Origin of the sequence: Pelagibacterium sp. (assembly GCF_048264985.1) — a bacterium.
Classification (GTDB): Bacteria; Pseudomonadota; Alphaproteobacteria; order Rhizobiales; family Devosiaceae; genus Pelagibacterium.
Map to the genome: position 1 here is coordinate 132138 of NZ_JBLXCL010000003.1, position 15635 is coordinate 147772.

The 15635-nt window shown below is 57.8% G+C and carries 11 protein-coding genes; 9 read left to right on the top strand and 2 right to left on the bottom strand.

Features of this window, described 5'->3' with window-relative positions:
- Positions 1 to 11: 11 nt before the first annotated feature.
- A complete protein-coding gene (locus ACN0TA_RS12300; protein WP_417583306.1) occupies positions 12 to 1601 on the bottom strand; it encodes an ABC transporter substrate-binding protein in 1590 nt (529 codons plus the stop codon).
- 238 nt (positions 1602 to 1839) lie between these two features.
- On the opposite strand from ACN0TA_RS12300, the gene ACN0TA_RS12305 reads away from it, so the two are divergent.
- The 9 genes from ACN0TA_RS12305 (at position 1840) to ACN0TA_RS12345 (ending at position 14623) form a co-directional block, all read left to right on the top strand.
- Positions 1840 to 2493, top strand: coding sequence for a GntR family transcriptional regulator (locus ACN0TA_RS12305; RefSeq protein WP_417583308.1), 654 nt, complete (start codon positions 1840 to 1842; stop codon positions 2491 to 2493).
- A 130-nt stretch (positions 2494 to 2623) separates the two neighbouring features.
- On the top strand, positions 2624 to 3757 hold the full coding sequence (locus ACN0TA_RS12310; protein WP_417583310.1) for an ABC transporter ATP-binding protein: 1134 nt from the start codon (positions 2624 to 2626) through the stop codon (positions 3755 to 3757).
- A gap of 27 nt (positions 3758 to 3784) precedes the next feature.
- Positions 3785 to 5017: an ABC transporter substrate-binding protein gene (locus ACN0TA_RS12315; RefSeq protein ID WP_417583312.1), complete on the top strand. Its 1233-nt coding sequence runs from the start codon at positions 3785 to 3787 to the stop codon at positions 5015 to 5017.
- Between the two features lie 22 nt (positions 5018 to 5039).
- Positions 5040 to 5990 carry a carbohydrate ABC transporter permease gene (locus ACN0TA_RS12320; protein ID WP_417583314.1) on the top strand — a complete coding sequence of 317 codons (951 nt, stop codon included), beginning with the start codon at positions 5040 to 5042 and terminating at the stop codon, positions 5988 to 5990.
- Positions 5983 to 6795: a carbohydrate ABC transporter permease gene (locus tag ACN0TA_RS12325; RefSeq protein WP_417583316.1), complete on the top strand. Its 813-nt coding sequence runs from the start codon at positions 5983 to 5985 to the stop codon at positions 6793 to 6795. The genes ACN0TA_RS12320 and ACN0TA_RS12325 overlap by 8 nt, the downstream gene beginning before the upstream one ends.
- A 3-nt stretch (positions 6796 to 6798) precedes the next feature.
- Positions 6799 to 8493 (top strand): amylo-alpha-1,6-glucosidase, encoded by a 1695-nt coding sequence (locus tag ACN0TA_RS12330; protein WP_417583318.1) that lies wholly within the window; start codon positions 6799 to 6801, stop codon positions 8491 to 8493.
- A complete protein-coding gene (locus ACN0TA_RS12335; protein WP_417583320.1) occupies positions 8490 to 9527 on the top strand; it encodes a LacI family DNA-binding transcriptional regulator in 1038 nt (345 codons plus the stop codon). The genes ACN0TA_RS12330 and ACN0TA_RS12335 overlap by 4 nt, the downstream gene beginning before the upstream one ends.
- A gap of 12 nt (positions 9528 to 9539) precedes the next feature.
- Complete coding sequence (locus ACN0TA_RS12340) at positions 9540 to 12536, top strand: aminotransferase class III-fold pyridoxal phosphate-dependent enzyme (protein WP_417583322.1); 2997 nt, start codon at positions 9540 to 9542, stop codon at positions 12534 to 12536.
- Between the two features lie 65 nt (positions 12537 to 12601).
- Positions 12602 to 14623, top strand: coding sequence for a beta-galactosidase (locus tag ACN0TA_RS12345; RefSeq protein ID WP_417583324.1), 2022 nt, complete (start codon positions 12602 to 12604; stop codon positions 14621 to 14623).
- On the opposite strand, the gene ACN0TA_RS12350 is transcribed toward ACN0TA_RS12345, so the two are convergent.
- Positions 14620 to 15555 carry a LysR family transcriptional regulator gene (locus tag ACN0TA_RS12350; protein ID WP_417583517.1) on the bottom strand — a complete coding sequence of 312 codons (936 nt, stop codon included), beginning with the start codon at positions 15553 to 15555 and terminating at the stop codon, positions 14620 to 14622. The two genes, ACN0TA_RS12345 and ACN0TA_RS12350, sit on opposite strands and share 4 nt — an antisense overlap.
- Positions 15556 to 15635: the final 80 nt, after the last annotated feature.

Sequence of the window (15635 nt, forward strand, 5' to 3'; positions counted from 1 at the left end):
CCACTCCAACATTAGCGTTCGAGCCAGGTTTCGTCGAAGTCGTTATTGCCCAGCGGCGTCTGGACAAATCCGTTCACCTCGCTTGAAAGGGCAACGGCAAACGGGGTTTCCCACATCAGCAAAAGCGGGGCTGCGTCGGCATAGATCTGCTGCATTTCCGCATACATCTCGCGGCGCTTGTCCTGATCCATTTCCTGATTGGCCTGTTCAAACAGAGTGTTGAACTCTGCATTGTCCCATCCGGTGCCAACTGCGTTTGCTGTGGGATAGTACCCAAGCCATCCGACCACTTGAGACGGATCGTTGACATCGTTGACCCAGCCATAGGTATGGATGTCGAAATTCCCGCTGCGGTTCATCTCGCCACGTGTAGGCGCATCAACCTGTTCGACAACAAGATTGATACCGACTTGAGCCCACATCTGCTGCAAGGCGGCAAAGGTTGTTGAATCATCGGCGGAGCCCGCAAGAATGGTGAACGTGATCTCCGTGCTATTCTCAAAGCCGGCCTCGGCCAGCAATTGCCGCGCCATTTCCGGATCATATCCGAACAGAGGCGACATGTCAGATGCCAGCAGCGTCGTCGAGGCCATGAGCGGCGAAGACATCGGCGCGCCATTGCCCTGCAGGACGAGCTGGATCAACGCTTGCTTGTCCGTCGCGTAGTTGAGCGCCTGTCGCACTCTTGAGTCGGCCAGCGGATTGTCGCTGCCATCGGCTCGGGTTTCACGGGTGTTGATGGGCGAGTAAATGATGCGGGTGGAGGGGAAGAGCTCCATGTTGATCCCGGTATCGGCTTCAAGCTCGGCCACGCGGGAGAACGGAATGAACTCGGCAGCGTCAACTTCGCCGGACTGAAGCTTGAGGATTCGCGTGGCATCATCGGGAATGACTTCGAACGCAACTGTGTCGAGATAGGGCAAAGGCTGCCCGTCGGCGCCTTCACGCCAGTAATGGGGATTGGCGGTAAACTCCATGCTACCGCCTTGGGAGAAGCCGCTGAGATAAAATGGTCCCGAGCCGACCCCTGCACCTGTCTGATGAAAAAGGGCTTCCGACTTTGCCTGGTCGGTATCTCCTTCGGCCATGTCGAAAGCGCTCTTGGAGACGATGGCGGTGTTGAACGTCGCCAGGATGGAAACGATTGTGGGATCCGGCTGGGAGAGCGTTATCGTGATGACGTTGCCATCGGCAGCGACGCTCTGGACCGAAGAGAGCAGCCCCGACCATGGTGAGAGATCGGGATTGCGTGCCCGCTCGAGCGAAAAGACCACATCGTCCCCGCTCATCGGCGATCCATCCGAAAAGCTCACCCCCTCGCGCAGCGTCAAGCTTAGGGTCAGGCCATCGTCCGAGACATCATAGCTTTCCGCCAGGCCTGGTTCGATGGACTGGCCGTCGTCCGAAGTCACCAGTAGCGTATCGAACAGGCTCGTAACCATCCAGATATCGGGGTTGCGGTCGGCGTAGATCGGATCGATCAGGCGCGATCCGTCATACCGCGCAAAAGTAAGGCTGCCTCCCCGCTCCTGGGCCAGCGCTCCGGTTGTCGTCATCACCAGTGCCAATGCGCAGGACACCATCAATTCACTCGTTCGCATTCGCTTTCCTCCTCGTTAGCGACAGCTGAGTTAGTAATATAATGCTGATATATTTGTTGTCGACAAGTCAAGGTCAAATTTGTCTATTGGCCCTGACCTCACATGCGCCAAGGTGAGACATTGCCGCTGCAAAGCGATGGCAAACGGGCCGGAGAGCATTGACCGTCGATATATATGTCGCGTATTTTTGATTGGCGTTGCCGCTGTGAACGGTGCCGCTGAATGGAAGGGGTATGCGGTGTTTGACGAACAGCGAGGACCGGAGAGCCAGGCTCAGGCCGCCTATCTCACGCTCGAGCGCAAGATCATTATGCTCGAAATCGAGCCCGGAGCTGTTTTCAGCGAAAGTGCAATCATCGAGTTTGCGGGCGTAGGGCGAACGCCGGCGCGTGAAGCTGTCCAGCGTCTCTCGCTTGAAGGTCTCGTCGAAATCCGCCCGCGGGCCGGAGTGAGGATCACCGAAATCAGGGCTGACGATTTTCTCAATGTTCTCGAGGTGAGAAAGTCTCTTGAGCCAAGGCTGGCTTTGCTTTCGACACGCTTTGCCACGCCGTCCCAACGGCGCCGCGTTTCCGAATGCCAGGAGACGATGAGCGCAGCTGCGCTGTCTGGCGATGTCCCGAGTTTCCTTGAGGCCGACAAGGCGTTCGATGCAGCTATGGGCGCTGCGTGTCCCAATCCCTATCTTGCGGCGACGCTGCGGCCGCTTCAGTCCCATTCGAGACGGTTCTGGTACAGGTTTTTTGCGGACACTGAACTGCAAGTGTCCACCGATATGCATGACCGGGTTATGGCTGCCTTCATTGGAGCCGATGCCGAGCTGGCTGCCCGCGCGATGACCGCGCTCATCGAGGGAATGCTTGAGCGCGCCATCGCCCTGAGGACGGCGTGAGCGCCGACAGTCTTCTCCCAAAAATCTGATCATGTCGCAGCCCAATCCATCAAGTTAAACGATTATATTCACGCTTGACGCAAAAGTTAAACGTTTATATTCGTTGATAGGAGTGGTAGGGAGGTTCCGCGTGGCAGATCTGCAGATCAGCAATTTGCGCAAGAGGTTCGGCGTCTTTGAGGTGCTCAAGGGGATAAGCCTGGACGTTAATGACGGGGAGTTCGTCAGTTTCCTGGGGCCTTCGGGCTGCGGAAAATCCACTTTGTTGCGCATCATATCCGGACTGGAGAGCCAGCAGGATGGTGCCATCGTTCTGGGCGGCCGCAATATCGCCGATGTCCCCGCGGCAAAGCGCGATATCGCAATGGTGTTCCAGAATTACGCGCTCTATCCACACATGAATGTCTATAAGAACCTCTCATTCGGCCTTGCGCTCAACGGAATGAAAAAGGCCGAAATCGCAGCGCGCGTGACTGAGGCCGCCAACATCCTTCAGATCAGCGAGCTGTTGGACCGCAAGCCGAGGCAATTGTCTGGCGGCCAGCGTCAGCGCGTGGCTATCGGTCGGGCCATTGTGCGTGAGCCGACGCTGTTTTTACTAGATGAGCCGTTGTCCAACCTCGATGCCAATCTGCGTGTCTCGATGCGGGCGGAGCTCTCGGTCCTGCACAAACGTCTGCGGACAACGATGATTTATGTCACCCACGATCAGGTTGAAGCCATGACGCTTTCCGATCGGGTCGTGGTGCTTAATCAGGGCGAAGTTGCCCAGTTCGGTCGCCCGCTCGAATTGTTTCATACGCCAGCCAATATGTTCGTCGCCGGGTTTATCGGCTCGCCGCGCATGAACTTTTTTGATGCTGTAGTCAGCGAGAGCGGCGCCGATGTCTTGCACATAGACCTCAAGAATGGCGTTGCGCCGATCAGTGTCGAAATTGCCGGCCCTGTCGACCTTTCATCGGGTGCTTCGGTCACGGTTGGAATACGGCCCGAACACATTGAGATAACGGCTTCCGACGACTGCCATTTCAAAGGGCAAGTGACGCTTGTCGAGCGGCTGGGATCTGAGAGCCATGTGCATGCGCAGCTAGATGGCGCGCAAAAGATCGTCGCAGTTGTCGATGGCGTTAAGGCGGTCGCCGCCCACCAGGACGTTTGCTTCCGAGTTTCCCCGCAACACTGTCATGTTTTCGATCCGCAGGGGAAAGCAATCCCGCGCCGCCTCAATTCTGAATTGGCGGCGGTGATTGCCAAATCGGCCTGAGCGGGGCCGGCCAAAAGGGAGAGAGGAATGAAATTGACGCAAATTCGCCTGTTGATGGGCACGATGTTTACGTCGGGTCTATTGGTGACAGCCCCAGCAATGGGGCAGGACGTTATTCGGTTCGCGACGTGGGATAGCGATAACAATCTCGCCATCCAGCAAGAGATCGCGCAGCTTTTTGAAGCGCAGAACCCGGGCGTGACGGTCCAGGTTGAACCCTATGCCGATGGCTATGATCAGAAGTTGGTCGCAGCCTTCGGAGCGGGAAGTCCGCCCGACGTCATGTATATGTGGAACTTCCCGGAATACCACCAGTTCCTGACGCCGCTCGACGATCTGATTGCCCGCGACTCCGACGAACTCAATATGGAGGACATTCCGGCCGGTCTCATGAACACTGCGCAGATTCAGGGCGTCACCTACGGTATGCCCTCGGGCTTTACCACCCAGGTCGTGTTCTACAACAAAGACATGTTTGCCCAGGCTGGAGTTGAAGAGCCTCAGCCAGGATGGACATGGGAGGATTTGGCAGCCAAGGCGGCCCAGTTCCGCGACGAGGACGCAAAAGTCTATGGTTTCGCCGTTGAGGCCAGACCCGATCCCTATGATTTCGAGCAGTTCCTGTGGTCGAACGGCACCAGGTACATTTCCGAGGATGGATCGGAGATCGATGGGTTCATGAACAGCCCCGAGGCGGTCGAGGTGCTTGAAATGTTCGCCGGCCTGGTCCGCGACGAAGACGCCGTACTGCTGGGCTCGGGTGATATGAACTCGAGCGGCGATCTGTTTCGCAGCGGCAATATTGCAATGCAGGTGAGTGCAATGTGGGACAAGGGCGGTCATGACGATGCCGGTATCAATTACGGTGTGATCGGATTGCCCAGTTTTGGAGATAAACCGCCGCACTCGGCGCTTGGGGCCTCTGCGATTTCCATCGCCTCGGACGCAGCCCATCCCGATCTGGCATGGGAGTTCGTGAAGTTCTTCTCATCGCCGGAAGCTGTCGCCCTGCGCACCGGCGACTTGCCGATCCGCACCAGCGTCGCCGACGACCTCAGCCTGACTGACGACCCGATCTATCGGCCGTTCTTTGAAATGCTGGAAATGTCCGACAGGGAAACACATGCTTTCCTCAAGCACGCGGAGTGGAGCCGTATTCAGGACAATCTCGCCCGCGCCATTGAGGCCATCATGCTCGAACAGGGCAACGCCCAGCAGCATCTCGATGAGGCTGTGAGCCGCTCTCAGCGCTTCATGTAGCCAACACGCAGGGGGAGAAAGAATGTCTAAGGATCGAGAAACGGCACTGCCTGATAGCCGACGCAGAACAAAGCTCGGCGAGGCCATCATCCCGTTCTTGTTCATCTCCCCCTGGATCATAGGTCTGTTCGGCTTCACCCTCGGCCCGTTGCTGTTTTCCCTTGTGATGAGCTTTTTCGATTGGCCCGTCGTCGGCGAACGCACATTTGTGGGCCTCGGCAATTACCAGACAATGTTCTTTGACGATCCGCTGTTCTGGCATTCGCTTTCAGTGACGCTGCGGTTCGCCGCAATTTTTGTGCCGCTCAACATCGGCGTGAGCTTGTTGCTTGCAATCCTGCTCAACCAACGGGTCTTTGGTAGTGGCTTTTTCCGCACGGCTTTCTATCTGCCCAGCGTGATTTCCGGAGTAGCACTGGTCACTATTTGGACGTGGATCTATTCCCACGAATTCGGCATCCTCAACTTCCTGCTTTCCACAATAGGGATCGACGGTCCGAACTGGCTTGGCGATCCCAACTGGGCCTTGTTCTCGATCGTCATCGCCAGCCTGTGGGGCATGGGCGGCACGATGCTGATCCTGCTTACCGGCCTGCAGTCGATTCCCAAGGAGCTTTACGAAGCCGCGCATGTATCGGGCGTTCCCGCCTGGGCTCAGCTCATCTTCATTACCATCCCGATGCTGGGACCCATGCTGATATTCACGTTCATCACTTCGATCATCGCCGCCTTCCAACAGCTCACCATCGCCCTGCTGATGACCGAGGGCGGGCCGCGTGAATCTACCTATTTCTTTGCGATGTATATCTACGACAATGCCTTTAAATATTTCGACATGGGCTACGCTGCTGCAAACTCCTGGGTGATGTTCATCATCGTTCTGGCCCTGTCCCTGCTGGTCATGCGGTGGTCGGCGGCATGGGCGCATTACGAAGGCGAAGTCAAACATCGGCAGGAGGAGAACAATGCGTAAATCCTTTGTTTATGGAGCGCTGATCTTTCTTTCGGCCCTGTTCATTCTGCCCCTCTATTGGACGCTTATTACGGCGGTAAAATCAGCGGCCGAACTGTTCAGCTTTCCGCCTGTGTTCTGGCCCGAAACCTGGAACTGGGACAATTTCCTGATCGCTTGGAACAAGCAGCCTTTTTCGGTTTATCTGATGAACTCGACGATTGTCGTCGTGCTCTCGACGTTCGGCCAACTCGCATCGTCCTCGCTGGTTGCCTACGGGTTCGCGCGGTTTCGGTTCTGGGGCCGTGAGCCGCTGTTCATCTTGATGTTGGCGACGATGATGATCCCGTGGGATGTCAAGATGATCCCGCTCTATATGCAGTTCAACTTCCTTGGCTGGATCAATACGCTCAAGCCCCTCATCGTCCCGGCATATTTCGCCGAAGCGTTCTTCGTATTTTTGCTGCGCCAATACATAATGACAATTCCCCTCGAAATAGACGAGGCGGCGCGCATGGATGGCGCCAACCCCTGGCAGATTTACTGGCGTATCCATCTTCCCCTGATGATGCCGGCCCTCGTACTGGTGGGCACTTTCCATTTCATGAATGCGTGGAACGATTACCTGGGCCCGCTGATCTTTCTCAACGATCAGTCGAAATTCACGCTCACGCTCGGGCTTGCCATGTTCAAGGGCCTGCACCAGGTCGATGTGACCTCGATTGCAGCGATTACCGTTATCTTGTGCATCCCGCCGCTCATCCTGTTCTTTTTGGCTCAACGCTACATCATGGATGGAGCCATCGGCTCGGCGGTCAAAGGCTAGGCAATGAACAGCTATTTCGATATCGCCAGCATCCCTTTCAGCCGACGCTCAAGGTTTCTTACGCTGTCCAGCGACCCGTGCGGCGAGCAGGGCTTGTGGCTCCGGCTGGTGCGCGGAGGCGATGACCGCAAGAGCCTTGGCCGGATCGCGCGGGTCGAACTGTGCGATGAAAACGGAAATCCGCTCGAGTGGAGGGCGAAGTTCGCGCCCCATTGTCTCAACCTCGAGTGCACAAATGGCGGCAGCGCGGAATTCGCCATTGGCGAGGGCGAACGTCTGCACATCCACGCCCAGGGATGCACACTTAGGCTCCATGTCGTAGCCGGTCGCTACAACCACAACTATCGCAGCCTGGGCGGATCTGACTGCATAGTAATCGCTTCGGAAAACATCAAACTGTTCCCCCGCACGACACAAGGGCGCGTCGCCGTAAGCGGCGATTGGCACCGCGATCGCGCCAACGCCATTGTTGTCGAGCTATTGGGCGAAGAGATCGAGGCCAGCATCGATCTTGCCGAGCGCACTGAGCCTGCGCCGTCAGCGCAGACAACGCGCGATGTCGCTAAAGCCGCCCAACTTGAGTTTGCAGCGTTTGCAGCAAGCGCCATTGCTCCGCCTGCCGGGCAAGTCGACGTTCATGAACTGGCTTGTTACGTGCTTTGGGCCAACGCTGTGCCGCCCGCCGGTCTCTTGCAAAGGCCGGCCATCTACATGTCCAAGAATGCCATGATCAATGTGTGGAGTTGGGATAACGCCTTCACGGCCCTTGGCACCGCGAGGATCGACCCTGAACTCTCGCTCGACCAATTCTTCGTCATCTTCGATCATCAGGACAAGACCGGTCTGCTTCCAGATTATGTGAACGATCGCGAAGCCTTGTTTGCGTTCACCAAACCGCCGGTCCATGGGTGGGCAATCAATCTGATCCTGGCGCGTAACCCTCAATACCTCACGCCGGAGACCCGCGACGCCCTGGTGGTTTCACTTGAGCGCCAGGTTGACTACTGGCTGACGCACACTCGCTCGGGTCCTGGTGATCTGCCTACCTATTTTCATGGCAATGACAGCGGTTGGGACAACGCAACATTTTTCGAAAACGGCGGGCCCGTCGCAACACCCGATCTTGTGACGTTTTTGATTTTGACACTCGATTGCCTGTCCAGCCTTGCGCCACACGGCGCCCAGGCATGGCAAAAACAGGCCAGTCAACTGACAGATCTGCTGGTCTCGACACTGTGGAATGGCACCCGGTTTGTGGCCCGGCAAGCCCATAGCGTCGATCCGCTACCCCAAACCAGCCTTGTCCAGTTCATGCCCTTACTGTTGGGCAATCGGCTCAGCGCTGAAATCGCGGATCGTTTGATCGCGCGGCTCTTAGCTGATGGCTTTGTCACCGAATGGGGGCTGGCGACCGAAAGCCCAGCCAGCGCGTTCTATGAAAGCGATGGCTATTGGAGAGGCCCTATATGGGCACCGACCACCGCCCTTATCCTTGAAGGGCTGATCGCCCAGAACCGGAACGACCTTGCGCTTTCGATTGCCAGGAAGTTCTGCGCTTTGGTCGCTGCCGGCGGCATGGCTGAAAATTTCGACGCGCTTACTGGAGAAGGTCTGCGTGATCAGGGATTTGCATGGACGGCGGCAGTCTATCTACTTTGCTGTGAGCGCATTTTGGAACTTGAGGAGAGCGATCATTGAGCAAGGCAGGGTCTCGGCCGACGATCAAAACCATCGCCCAGGAAACTGGGCTGTCAACGGCAACCGTCTCGAAAGGATTGAAGTCGTCGCCCCAGGTGCGCCCGGAAACTCAGGAATTGATCAAGTCAACGGCGCTGCGTCTGGGCTACCAGGCCAACCTTCACGGCGTTCAACTTCGGACCGGACGCACCTATCAGGTGGCGGTGGTCATGCAGCAACCCGGCGCCCAGGAAGAGGAGTGGGAAGGCGTCGAATACGCCCAGATGCTCAGCGGCATCGCCAAGGCGTTTGAGGGCAGTCCGTATCGCATGACGCTGTTTACAGCTCACGATTTTGAGGAAAATCTGGAAACCGTCAAACAGATCGTCCAGCACCGGCGGGCCGATGGTGTGATCATCGCCGGCACCACGCCTTCCGATCCACGGATCGCCTATATGCTCGATCATGATTTTCCGTTCGTGAGTTATGGCACGTCCCGGTCGGAGCGCCCTCATCCCTTCGTCGACACCGACAACGCGGCCATCTTGCGCACCTGTCTCGAGCGGCTGATCGGCAAGGGCCATTCGCGCATCGCGCTGATCAATCCGCCCCAGAACTACACTTATGCCCTGACGCGTCTCGAGACCTATGCAGCTGTGCTTGATGAGAACGGGCTGGACATGACCACCGACTATGTCTCGCATGGTCGTCTTACCCCGGCCTATGGACGCTCTCAGGTGGCCCGTCTGGCAAGCCTGGCCAATCCACCGACGGCTTATGTCTGCGCAAATGAGGCGTCGGCGCTTGGTGTCATGTCGGGTTTTCACGCTCAGGGCCTGGTGCATGGCAAAGACGCAGTCATCAATGCCACCGATGATCTCAATGTCAGCGAATATTTTAGCCCGCCCATAACCACGTTCTATCTACCCATTCACGAGCCGAGCGCCCTCCTGGGGGAATTCATTATCCGTCGCATCGAAGGCGCGCGCCCCGAAGCACTTCAAAAACTATGTCTGCCACGGCTCATTGAGCGGTCCGACGATGTCCTTGGTTAGATTGAGCGCCCTATGACCAGCTTCGACTTGCCGCCGCCCAATCTCTCGGAACCCGAAATTCAAGCGCTCTTGATCGCCCATTACGGCATATCAGGGCAGGTAACTATGCTCGCGTCCGAGCGCGATCAAAACGCCAGGGTCGACACCAGCACCGGCTCTTTCGTTCTCAAGATCGCCCATTGTGCCGAGGATGAAAATTTCCTCGATCTGCAAAACAGCGCGCTGTCGCATTTAGAGGCTGTCGGTCTGGATGGCATCCCGCGAGTCATTCCCACATTGGCCGGTCGCGCCATGGCACTGGCGGAATGGGGCGGCCACGTATCATGGGTGCGGCTGTTGTCCTATGTTGATGGTCAGTTGCTCAGTGGTAGCTCGCGCACGCTCGCACAGCTCGAAGCCCTGGGCCGCTATCTTGGCAATGTCTCCAAGGGACTTTCCTCTTTTGGCCATCCTGGCGCACACCGGCAGGGCTTCATGTGGTCGCTCGACGAAGCCGGCGCCTGCGAACGCTTTGCCGAAGATATTGCCGATAACGCTCATCGCGCCATGGTGGTCGGCCTGTTCGCACACTATCGTCTGCACGTTGCCCCGCGTGTCTGGTCTCTCCGCAAATCGGTGCTGCATCAGGATGCCAATGACAACAATGTCGTCGTGGACGCCAAAGGCGGCATCGTCGGGCTGATCGATTTCGGCGACATGTGCTTTGGCAGCCAGATCAATGAACTGGCCATCGCCATGGCCTACGGGGTGCTCGATGCCCCAGATCCGCTTGCTGCGATCCGCACGATCGTGGCCGGATATGCGGCTGAGTTCGCGATCACCGAAGATGAGGCGGAACTGGTCTTCGACCTTATGCGCATGCGGCTCGTCATGAGCGTTTGCATCTCGTCGCATCAGCACAAGCGCTTTCCGGAAAACGACTATCTCTTGATTTCGCAGGCCCCCGCCTTTTCGCTGCTTGAACGCCTCGATCGGCTCGATCCGTCGATGGTTCAGGCTGTCTGTCGCAAAGCTGCCGGTTTTGACGCAACGCGCAACTTTCGTGCGGTGGTCAGCCATCTCAAGACGACCCGGATATCGGCGTTAGTTCGCCCCGATCTGCGAGATCGGCCAAGGCTGCTTGTCGGATGCCACGGCGCTGCTGGCCAAGCCGCTGATCCTAATTTCGACGGGCTCCCCGCATGGCTGGAAGAGCTTCGTTCCGAAGAGAGTGAACTCTTCGCTATCAGGCCGCATTCCGAAACCCGGATTGCCGATGGAGCGAATGCCGATATCGAGCCGTCACCGCCCTTGGGTATGGATCTCTATTTGCCTGCGGGCACTCAACTGTATTCGCCTTTGTCAGGCACTGTGCATTGCTGCACCGATGGCGATGATAAAGACGATGATTTTACTGTTGTCTTGCGTCATCAAACCCCGCTGGGCGTGCCCTTTTATTCAGTGTTTTCCAATCTCGGCACGCTTGCGCCCTCGCTGGAAATCGGAAAGCTCGTGCAAGCTGGCGACCCGATCGGTTTTACGGGCGCGCTAAAACGGCAAGACGGCCGTGCGCGCCATCTGCGTTTGCAAGTGCGCACGGATCATCCCGCGTGCGCGCGGGCCATCGACCAGGGGCAGCTGGCAGCAAAGGATGTCTGGTCGCAGATTTCACCTGATCCAAACCTGTTGTTGCGCCTTGCGCCGGAGACTTTTGAAGTCGATCCTCATCCGCCCGAAGCCGTATTGGCAAAGAGAAGTGAGCGGATCGGCCCCAGCCTGAGTGTCTCCTATCAGCGCAAACTCAAAATTGTCCGCGGGGAGGGGGCCTATCTTTTCGATCACACCGGCCGCCGGTACCTCGATTGCGTCAACAACATCACGCATGTGGGACACTGCAATCCGCGCGTGGTCGAAGCCCAGTGCAGACAGGCGGAACGCCTCAATACAAACTCGCGCTATCTCCACGATCTCATGCCGAGACTGGCCGACAGACTGGTGTCGCACCTGCCCTCGCCGCTGTCGGTCGTCTATTTCACAAACTCCGGGACGGAAGCGAACGAACTCGCCCTTCGTATTGCCCGAACTGCGCTCAACCAGAAGGACACCATCGTCCTCGACTGGGCTTATCACGGCAATTCTGGTGGCATGGTCGAGATCAGTCCTTACAAGTTCAAGCGCAAAGGCGGACATGGGCAGCCCGACTTCGTGCAGATCGCCGAGTTTCCCGACCCCTACAGGGGGCGGATCAAGGCTCACGGCCGGCAGGCAGGCCGGGATTACGCCCAGGACATCACCCGCTGTCTCAATGCCATCAAAGCACGCACTGGCCAGCGAAGCGCCACCTTCATAGCCGAATCCGTTTCAGGCGTAGGTGGGCAAGTATTTTTGCCCCAGGCATACCTGCAAACCGTTTATGAGCTGATCCGCGCGGACGGCGGTATCGTTATCGCTGATGAGGTCCAGTGCGGATTTGGGCGGCTTGGGAATGCGTTCTGGGGATTTGAACTCCAGGGCGTCGTGCCCGACATCGTGGTGCTGGGAAAGCCGATCGGCAATGGCCACCCCATAGGCGCCGTGGTCACCACCCCCGAGCTGGCCGGCAAATTTGCCAATGGTATGGAGTATTTCAATTCGTTCGGCGGAAATCCCGTTTCGATGGCTGTCGGGCTCGCTGTTCTCGATGAGATTGAAGCGCGCAACTTGCAGTCTGAAGCGCTGGCGACCGGTAGTCATCTGCTGGCAGCTTTTAAAGAACTGAAGGAACGCTTTGCTTTGATTGGAGATGTTCGGGGCTCAGGGTTGTTTCTGGGCATAGAGCTTGTCCGGGAGCGTCAAACCCTGGAACCGGCAACGTCCGAGGCCAGCGCCATCGTCAATCACATGCGCGACAATGGTGTTTTGATATCGACGGACGGTCCGCACGACAATGTCCTGAAAATCAAGCCGCCAATGGTGTTCGCGCGCGCAGAAGCCGACCGGCTTGTATCCGCCCTTGGCGCCGCATTCGCAGCCATCGGACAGGCTTCATAGTCGCCTGAACGCCAATTGTTGACCCGCAAATGCCACGACACCGTGTTGGTGGCCAGAGAGAGTTTATGCATACCAAACCCCTATCGCCGTCCACCCGTTATGAACCAGGCGCCAACGCAGGACTTGAGCTTGGTGTCTGCTATTACCCTGAACAATGGGACCGGACCCAATGGCGAAACGACGCAAACCGGATGGTGGCGCTTGGACTCGATTGGGTGCGCATTGGCGAGTTTAGCTGGGCCCGTGTTGAGCCTGCACCGGGCGTTTTTGCCTTTGAATGGCTCGAAGAGGCGGTCGAAATTCTCGGCCAGGCCGGCCTGCGCGTCATCATGGGAACTCCAACTGCAGCGCCGCCCAAATGGCTGGTCGATCGTCATCCCGATATTTTACCGGTCGATGCTGAGGGCCGGATCCGCAAGTTTGGTGCGCGGCGGCATTATTGTTTCTCGTCGCGGACGTATCGCGAACAGGCGGCGCGGATCACGTCCGAATTTGCAAGGCGCTTGGGCTCCAATCCTTTCATCCACGCCTGGCAGATCGACAATGAGTATGGTGATCACGACACGATCCATTCCTATTCCACAGAAGCAGCGGCAGCTTTCAGGCGGTGGCTGGAGCAGAGATACAGCACAGTCGACGCGCTCAACAGCGCATGGGGAACCTCATTCTGGTCGATGCACTACAACAGCTTTGCGGAGATCGATCTGCCCAATATGCTTGTCGAGGAGCCGACCCCGACCCACCTTGTCGATTACTACCGGTTCGCTTCCGATGAGGTTCACAGCTTTAACAAGCTGCAGGTCGATATCGTCCGTGCCCACGCGCCCGGTCGCCTCGTCACCCACAATTTCATGTCTCACAATACCGATTTCGATCACTGGACCGTTGGTGCCGACCTCGATGTTGCATCGTGGGACAGCTATCCGATGGGCGGACTGCTCAACGGGCGTTTATCTGAGGATGAAAAGCAGAAATATCTGAGGGTCGGCGACCCCGATCAAACCAGCTTCAATCATGACCTTTATCGTGCTGTCGGTCGGGGCAGGGCATGGGTCATGGAAATGCAGCCCGGTCCGGTCAACTGGGCAGCATTCAACCAATCTCCGGCAGATGGCATGGTGCGGCTGTGGACCTGGCTTGCCTACGCGCACGGCGTGGATATGGTCTCCTATTTTCGCTGGCGGCAGGCGCCATTCGCCCAGGAACAGTTTCATGCCGGCCTGCTATTGCCCGACGGTGAGGAAGATCAGGCAGTGGGGGAGCTTCGTGCCGTTATTGCAGAGCGCGCACTTGTACCCGATCCCGGCCCCAAGCTGCGTGCCAATACGGCGCTCGTGCTCGACTATCCGTCGCGCTGGTCGGCAAGGGCGTTGCCACAAAGTGCAAGTCAATCGAGTGCAGCAATCTGTCTTGATTGGTACAGTGCGCTCAATCGGCTCGGAGTTGATGTCGACATCATCGGCCAACACGAAGATGTCGAGGGCTACGCTCTGGTGCTTGCGCCCGACCTGCAGATCGCTAAGCCCGAGTTTATCGAAGCGCTGGCCAAGAGCTCGGCCAAGGTGCTGTTCGGCCCGCGCTCGGGATCCAAGACCGAGGATATGCACATTCCGCCCGGTCTGGCCGGTGGCCCGCTTGGCCCCCTCATCGACGTGCGTGTCGAACGCGTCGAGTCGCTTCCGCCCTATCATGAGATGCCGGTAGGGTATGGCAACAGCGCTTGTATTGCCCGTTCATGGCGGGAGAGCATCAAGAGCAGCGCCCAGTATCTTGCGACTTTCGAGGAAGGCTATCGCAAAGGTGAACCCGCTCTGCTTGGCAATGATCGCGCCCGCTACCTGGCCACCATCCCTGATGGTGACCTGTTGGGCCGGCTGATGAGGGATACCCTCGATTGGGCTGGCGTCGAGAGAAGCGATGACCTTGGCGACGTGCGCATTACAAGGCGCGGCAGCCTTAGCTTTGCATTCAATTTCGGGAGCAAGACAGCGCCGCTACCGGTGCCCGACGATACAAAGTTCTATCTGGGTCGAAAGGAACTCGCGGCGCGTGAAGTTGCCGTATGGCCGTGCTGTGCCACGGCCTAGGGTGTTCGTGAAAGCTGCCCCACCAGATTGGGCGTTGCAATTTGATCCGCCGTTTCCGTGCGGATCCAGTTGCGAAACAGCGATACCGGCCGATAGGTGTCCCGGCCCGTCGGCCAGACAAGAAAATAGCGCTGTCGGCTGCGCATGGGAGCATCGAGCGCGGAGACCAGATCCCCACGCTGCAGATCGGTTTCGATCAGGAACCGCGGTAACAGGGCCAGCCCCAGTCCCGATCCCGCGGCTTGTGCCGCAGTGGCAAACTGGTCAAACAACATGCCGCGTACATTGGGGATATCAAGGCTCTGGGCCGCGAACCATTCGCCCCATTGGTCAGCGCGACTCGCCAGATGCAGCAAGGGCATGTTCAAGAGATCGGATGGCTCTTTGATGTTGTGGGTCTCCAAAAACTGCCTCGAGGCTACTGGCAGTACAGTTTCCCTCATCAGCTCGATGCCCTCGGTCCCGGGCCAGGGCTTGTCGCCGAAATGGATCGCCGCATCGAGTGGCTCTGTCTTGAAGTCGAATGCCGAAAGCCGGGTCGACAGGTTCAGCGTGATGCCGGGATGTGCATCGAGGAAGCGAGGCAGGCGCGGTGCCAACCAACGCGTCCCGAAAGTGGGCAATATTGCCAGATTGAGCGTGCCGCCGAGCGGGTTGGCGCGCAGATTGAGCGTGGCATCCCCAATCCTGCGCAGCGCCTCACCGATTTCGCGCGCATAGGCTGCCCCCGCTTCGGAGAGTTTGACCGCCTGCTTGTCGCGCACGAACAATTGGTGACCGATCTGCTCTTCAAGCAGTCTGACTTGGCGTGACACGGCACTCTGAGAGATCGAGAGTTCTTCGGCAGCACCGGTAAAATTCTCATGCCGCGCCGCTGCTTCAAAAGCAGTGAGCAGCGACATTGATGGAAGGTAGCGGCGGGGCGTTGCCATGGCGTGGACTGCAAGCTCGTTCTCGGGTTTCCACCATAGCACCGGGAAGGCGAGAATGCTCACCGAACCGACCCGCGCTC

What these genes read in the sequence shown, in the direction of transcription:
- ACN0TA_RS12300 (WP_417583306.1), bottom strand. Translation starts at nt 1,601, where the DNA reads ATGCGAACGAGTGAATTGATGGTGTCCTGCGCATTGGCACTGGTGATG.
- ACN0TA_RS12315 (WP_417583312.1), top strand. Translation starts at nt 3,785, where the DNA reads ATGAAATTGACGCAAATTCGCCTGTTGATGGGCACGATGTTTACGTCG.
- ACN0TA_RS12320 (WP_417583314.1), top strand. Translation starts at nt 5,040, where the DNA reads ATGTCTAAGGATCGAGAAACGGCACTGCCTGATAGCCGACGCAGAACA.
- ACN0TA_RS12325 (WP_417583316.1), top strand. Translation starts at nt 5,983, where the DNA reads ATGCGTAAATCCTTTGTTTATGGAGCGCTGATCTTTCTTTCGGCCCTG.
- ACN0TA_RS12330 (WP_417583318.1), top strand. Translation starts at nt 6,799, where the DNA reads ATGAACAGCTATTTCGATATCGCCAGCATCCCTTTCAGCCGACGCTCA.
- ACN0TA_RS12340 (WP_417583322.1), top strand. Translation starts at nt 9,540, where the DNA reads ATGACCAGCTTCGACTTGCCGCCGCCCAATCTCTCGGAACCCGAAATT.
- ACN0TA_RS12345 (WP_417583324.1), top strand. Translation starts at nt 12,602, where the DNA reads ATGCATACCAAACCCCTATCGCCGTCCACCCGTTATGAACCAGGCGCC.
- ACN0TA_RS12350 (WP_417583517.1), bottom strand. Translation starts at nt 15,555, where the DNA reads ATGGCAACGCCCCGCCGCTACCTTCCATCAATGTCGCTGCTCACTGCT.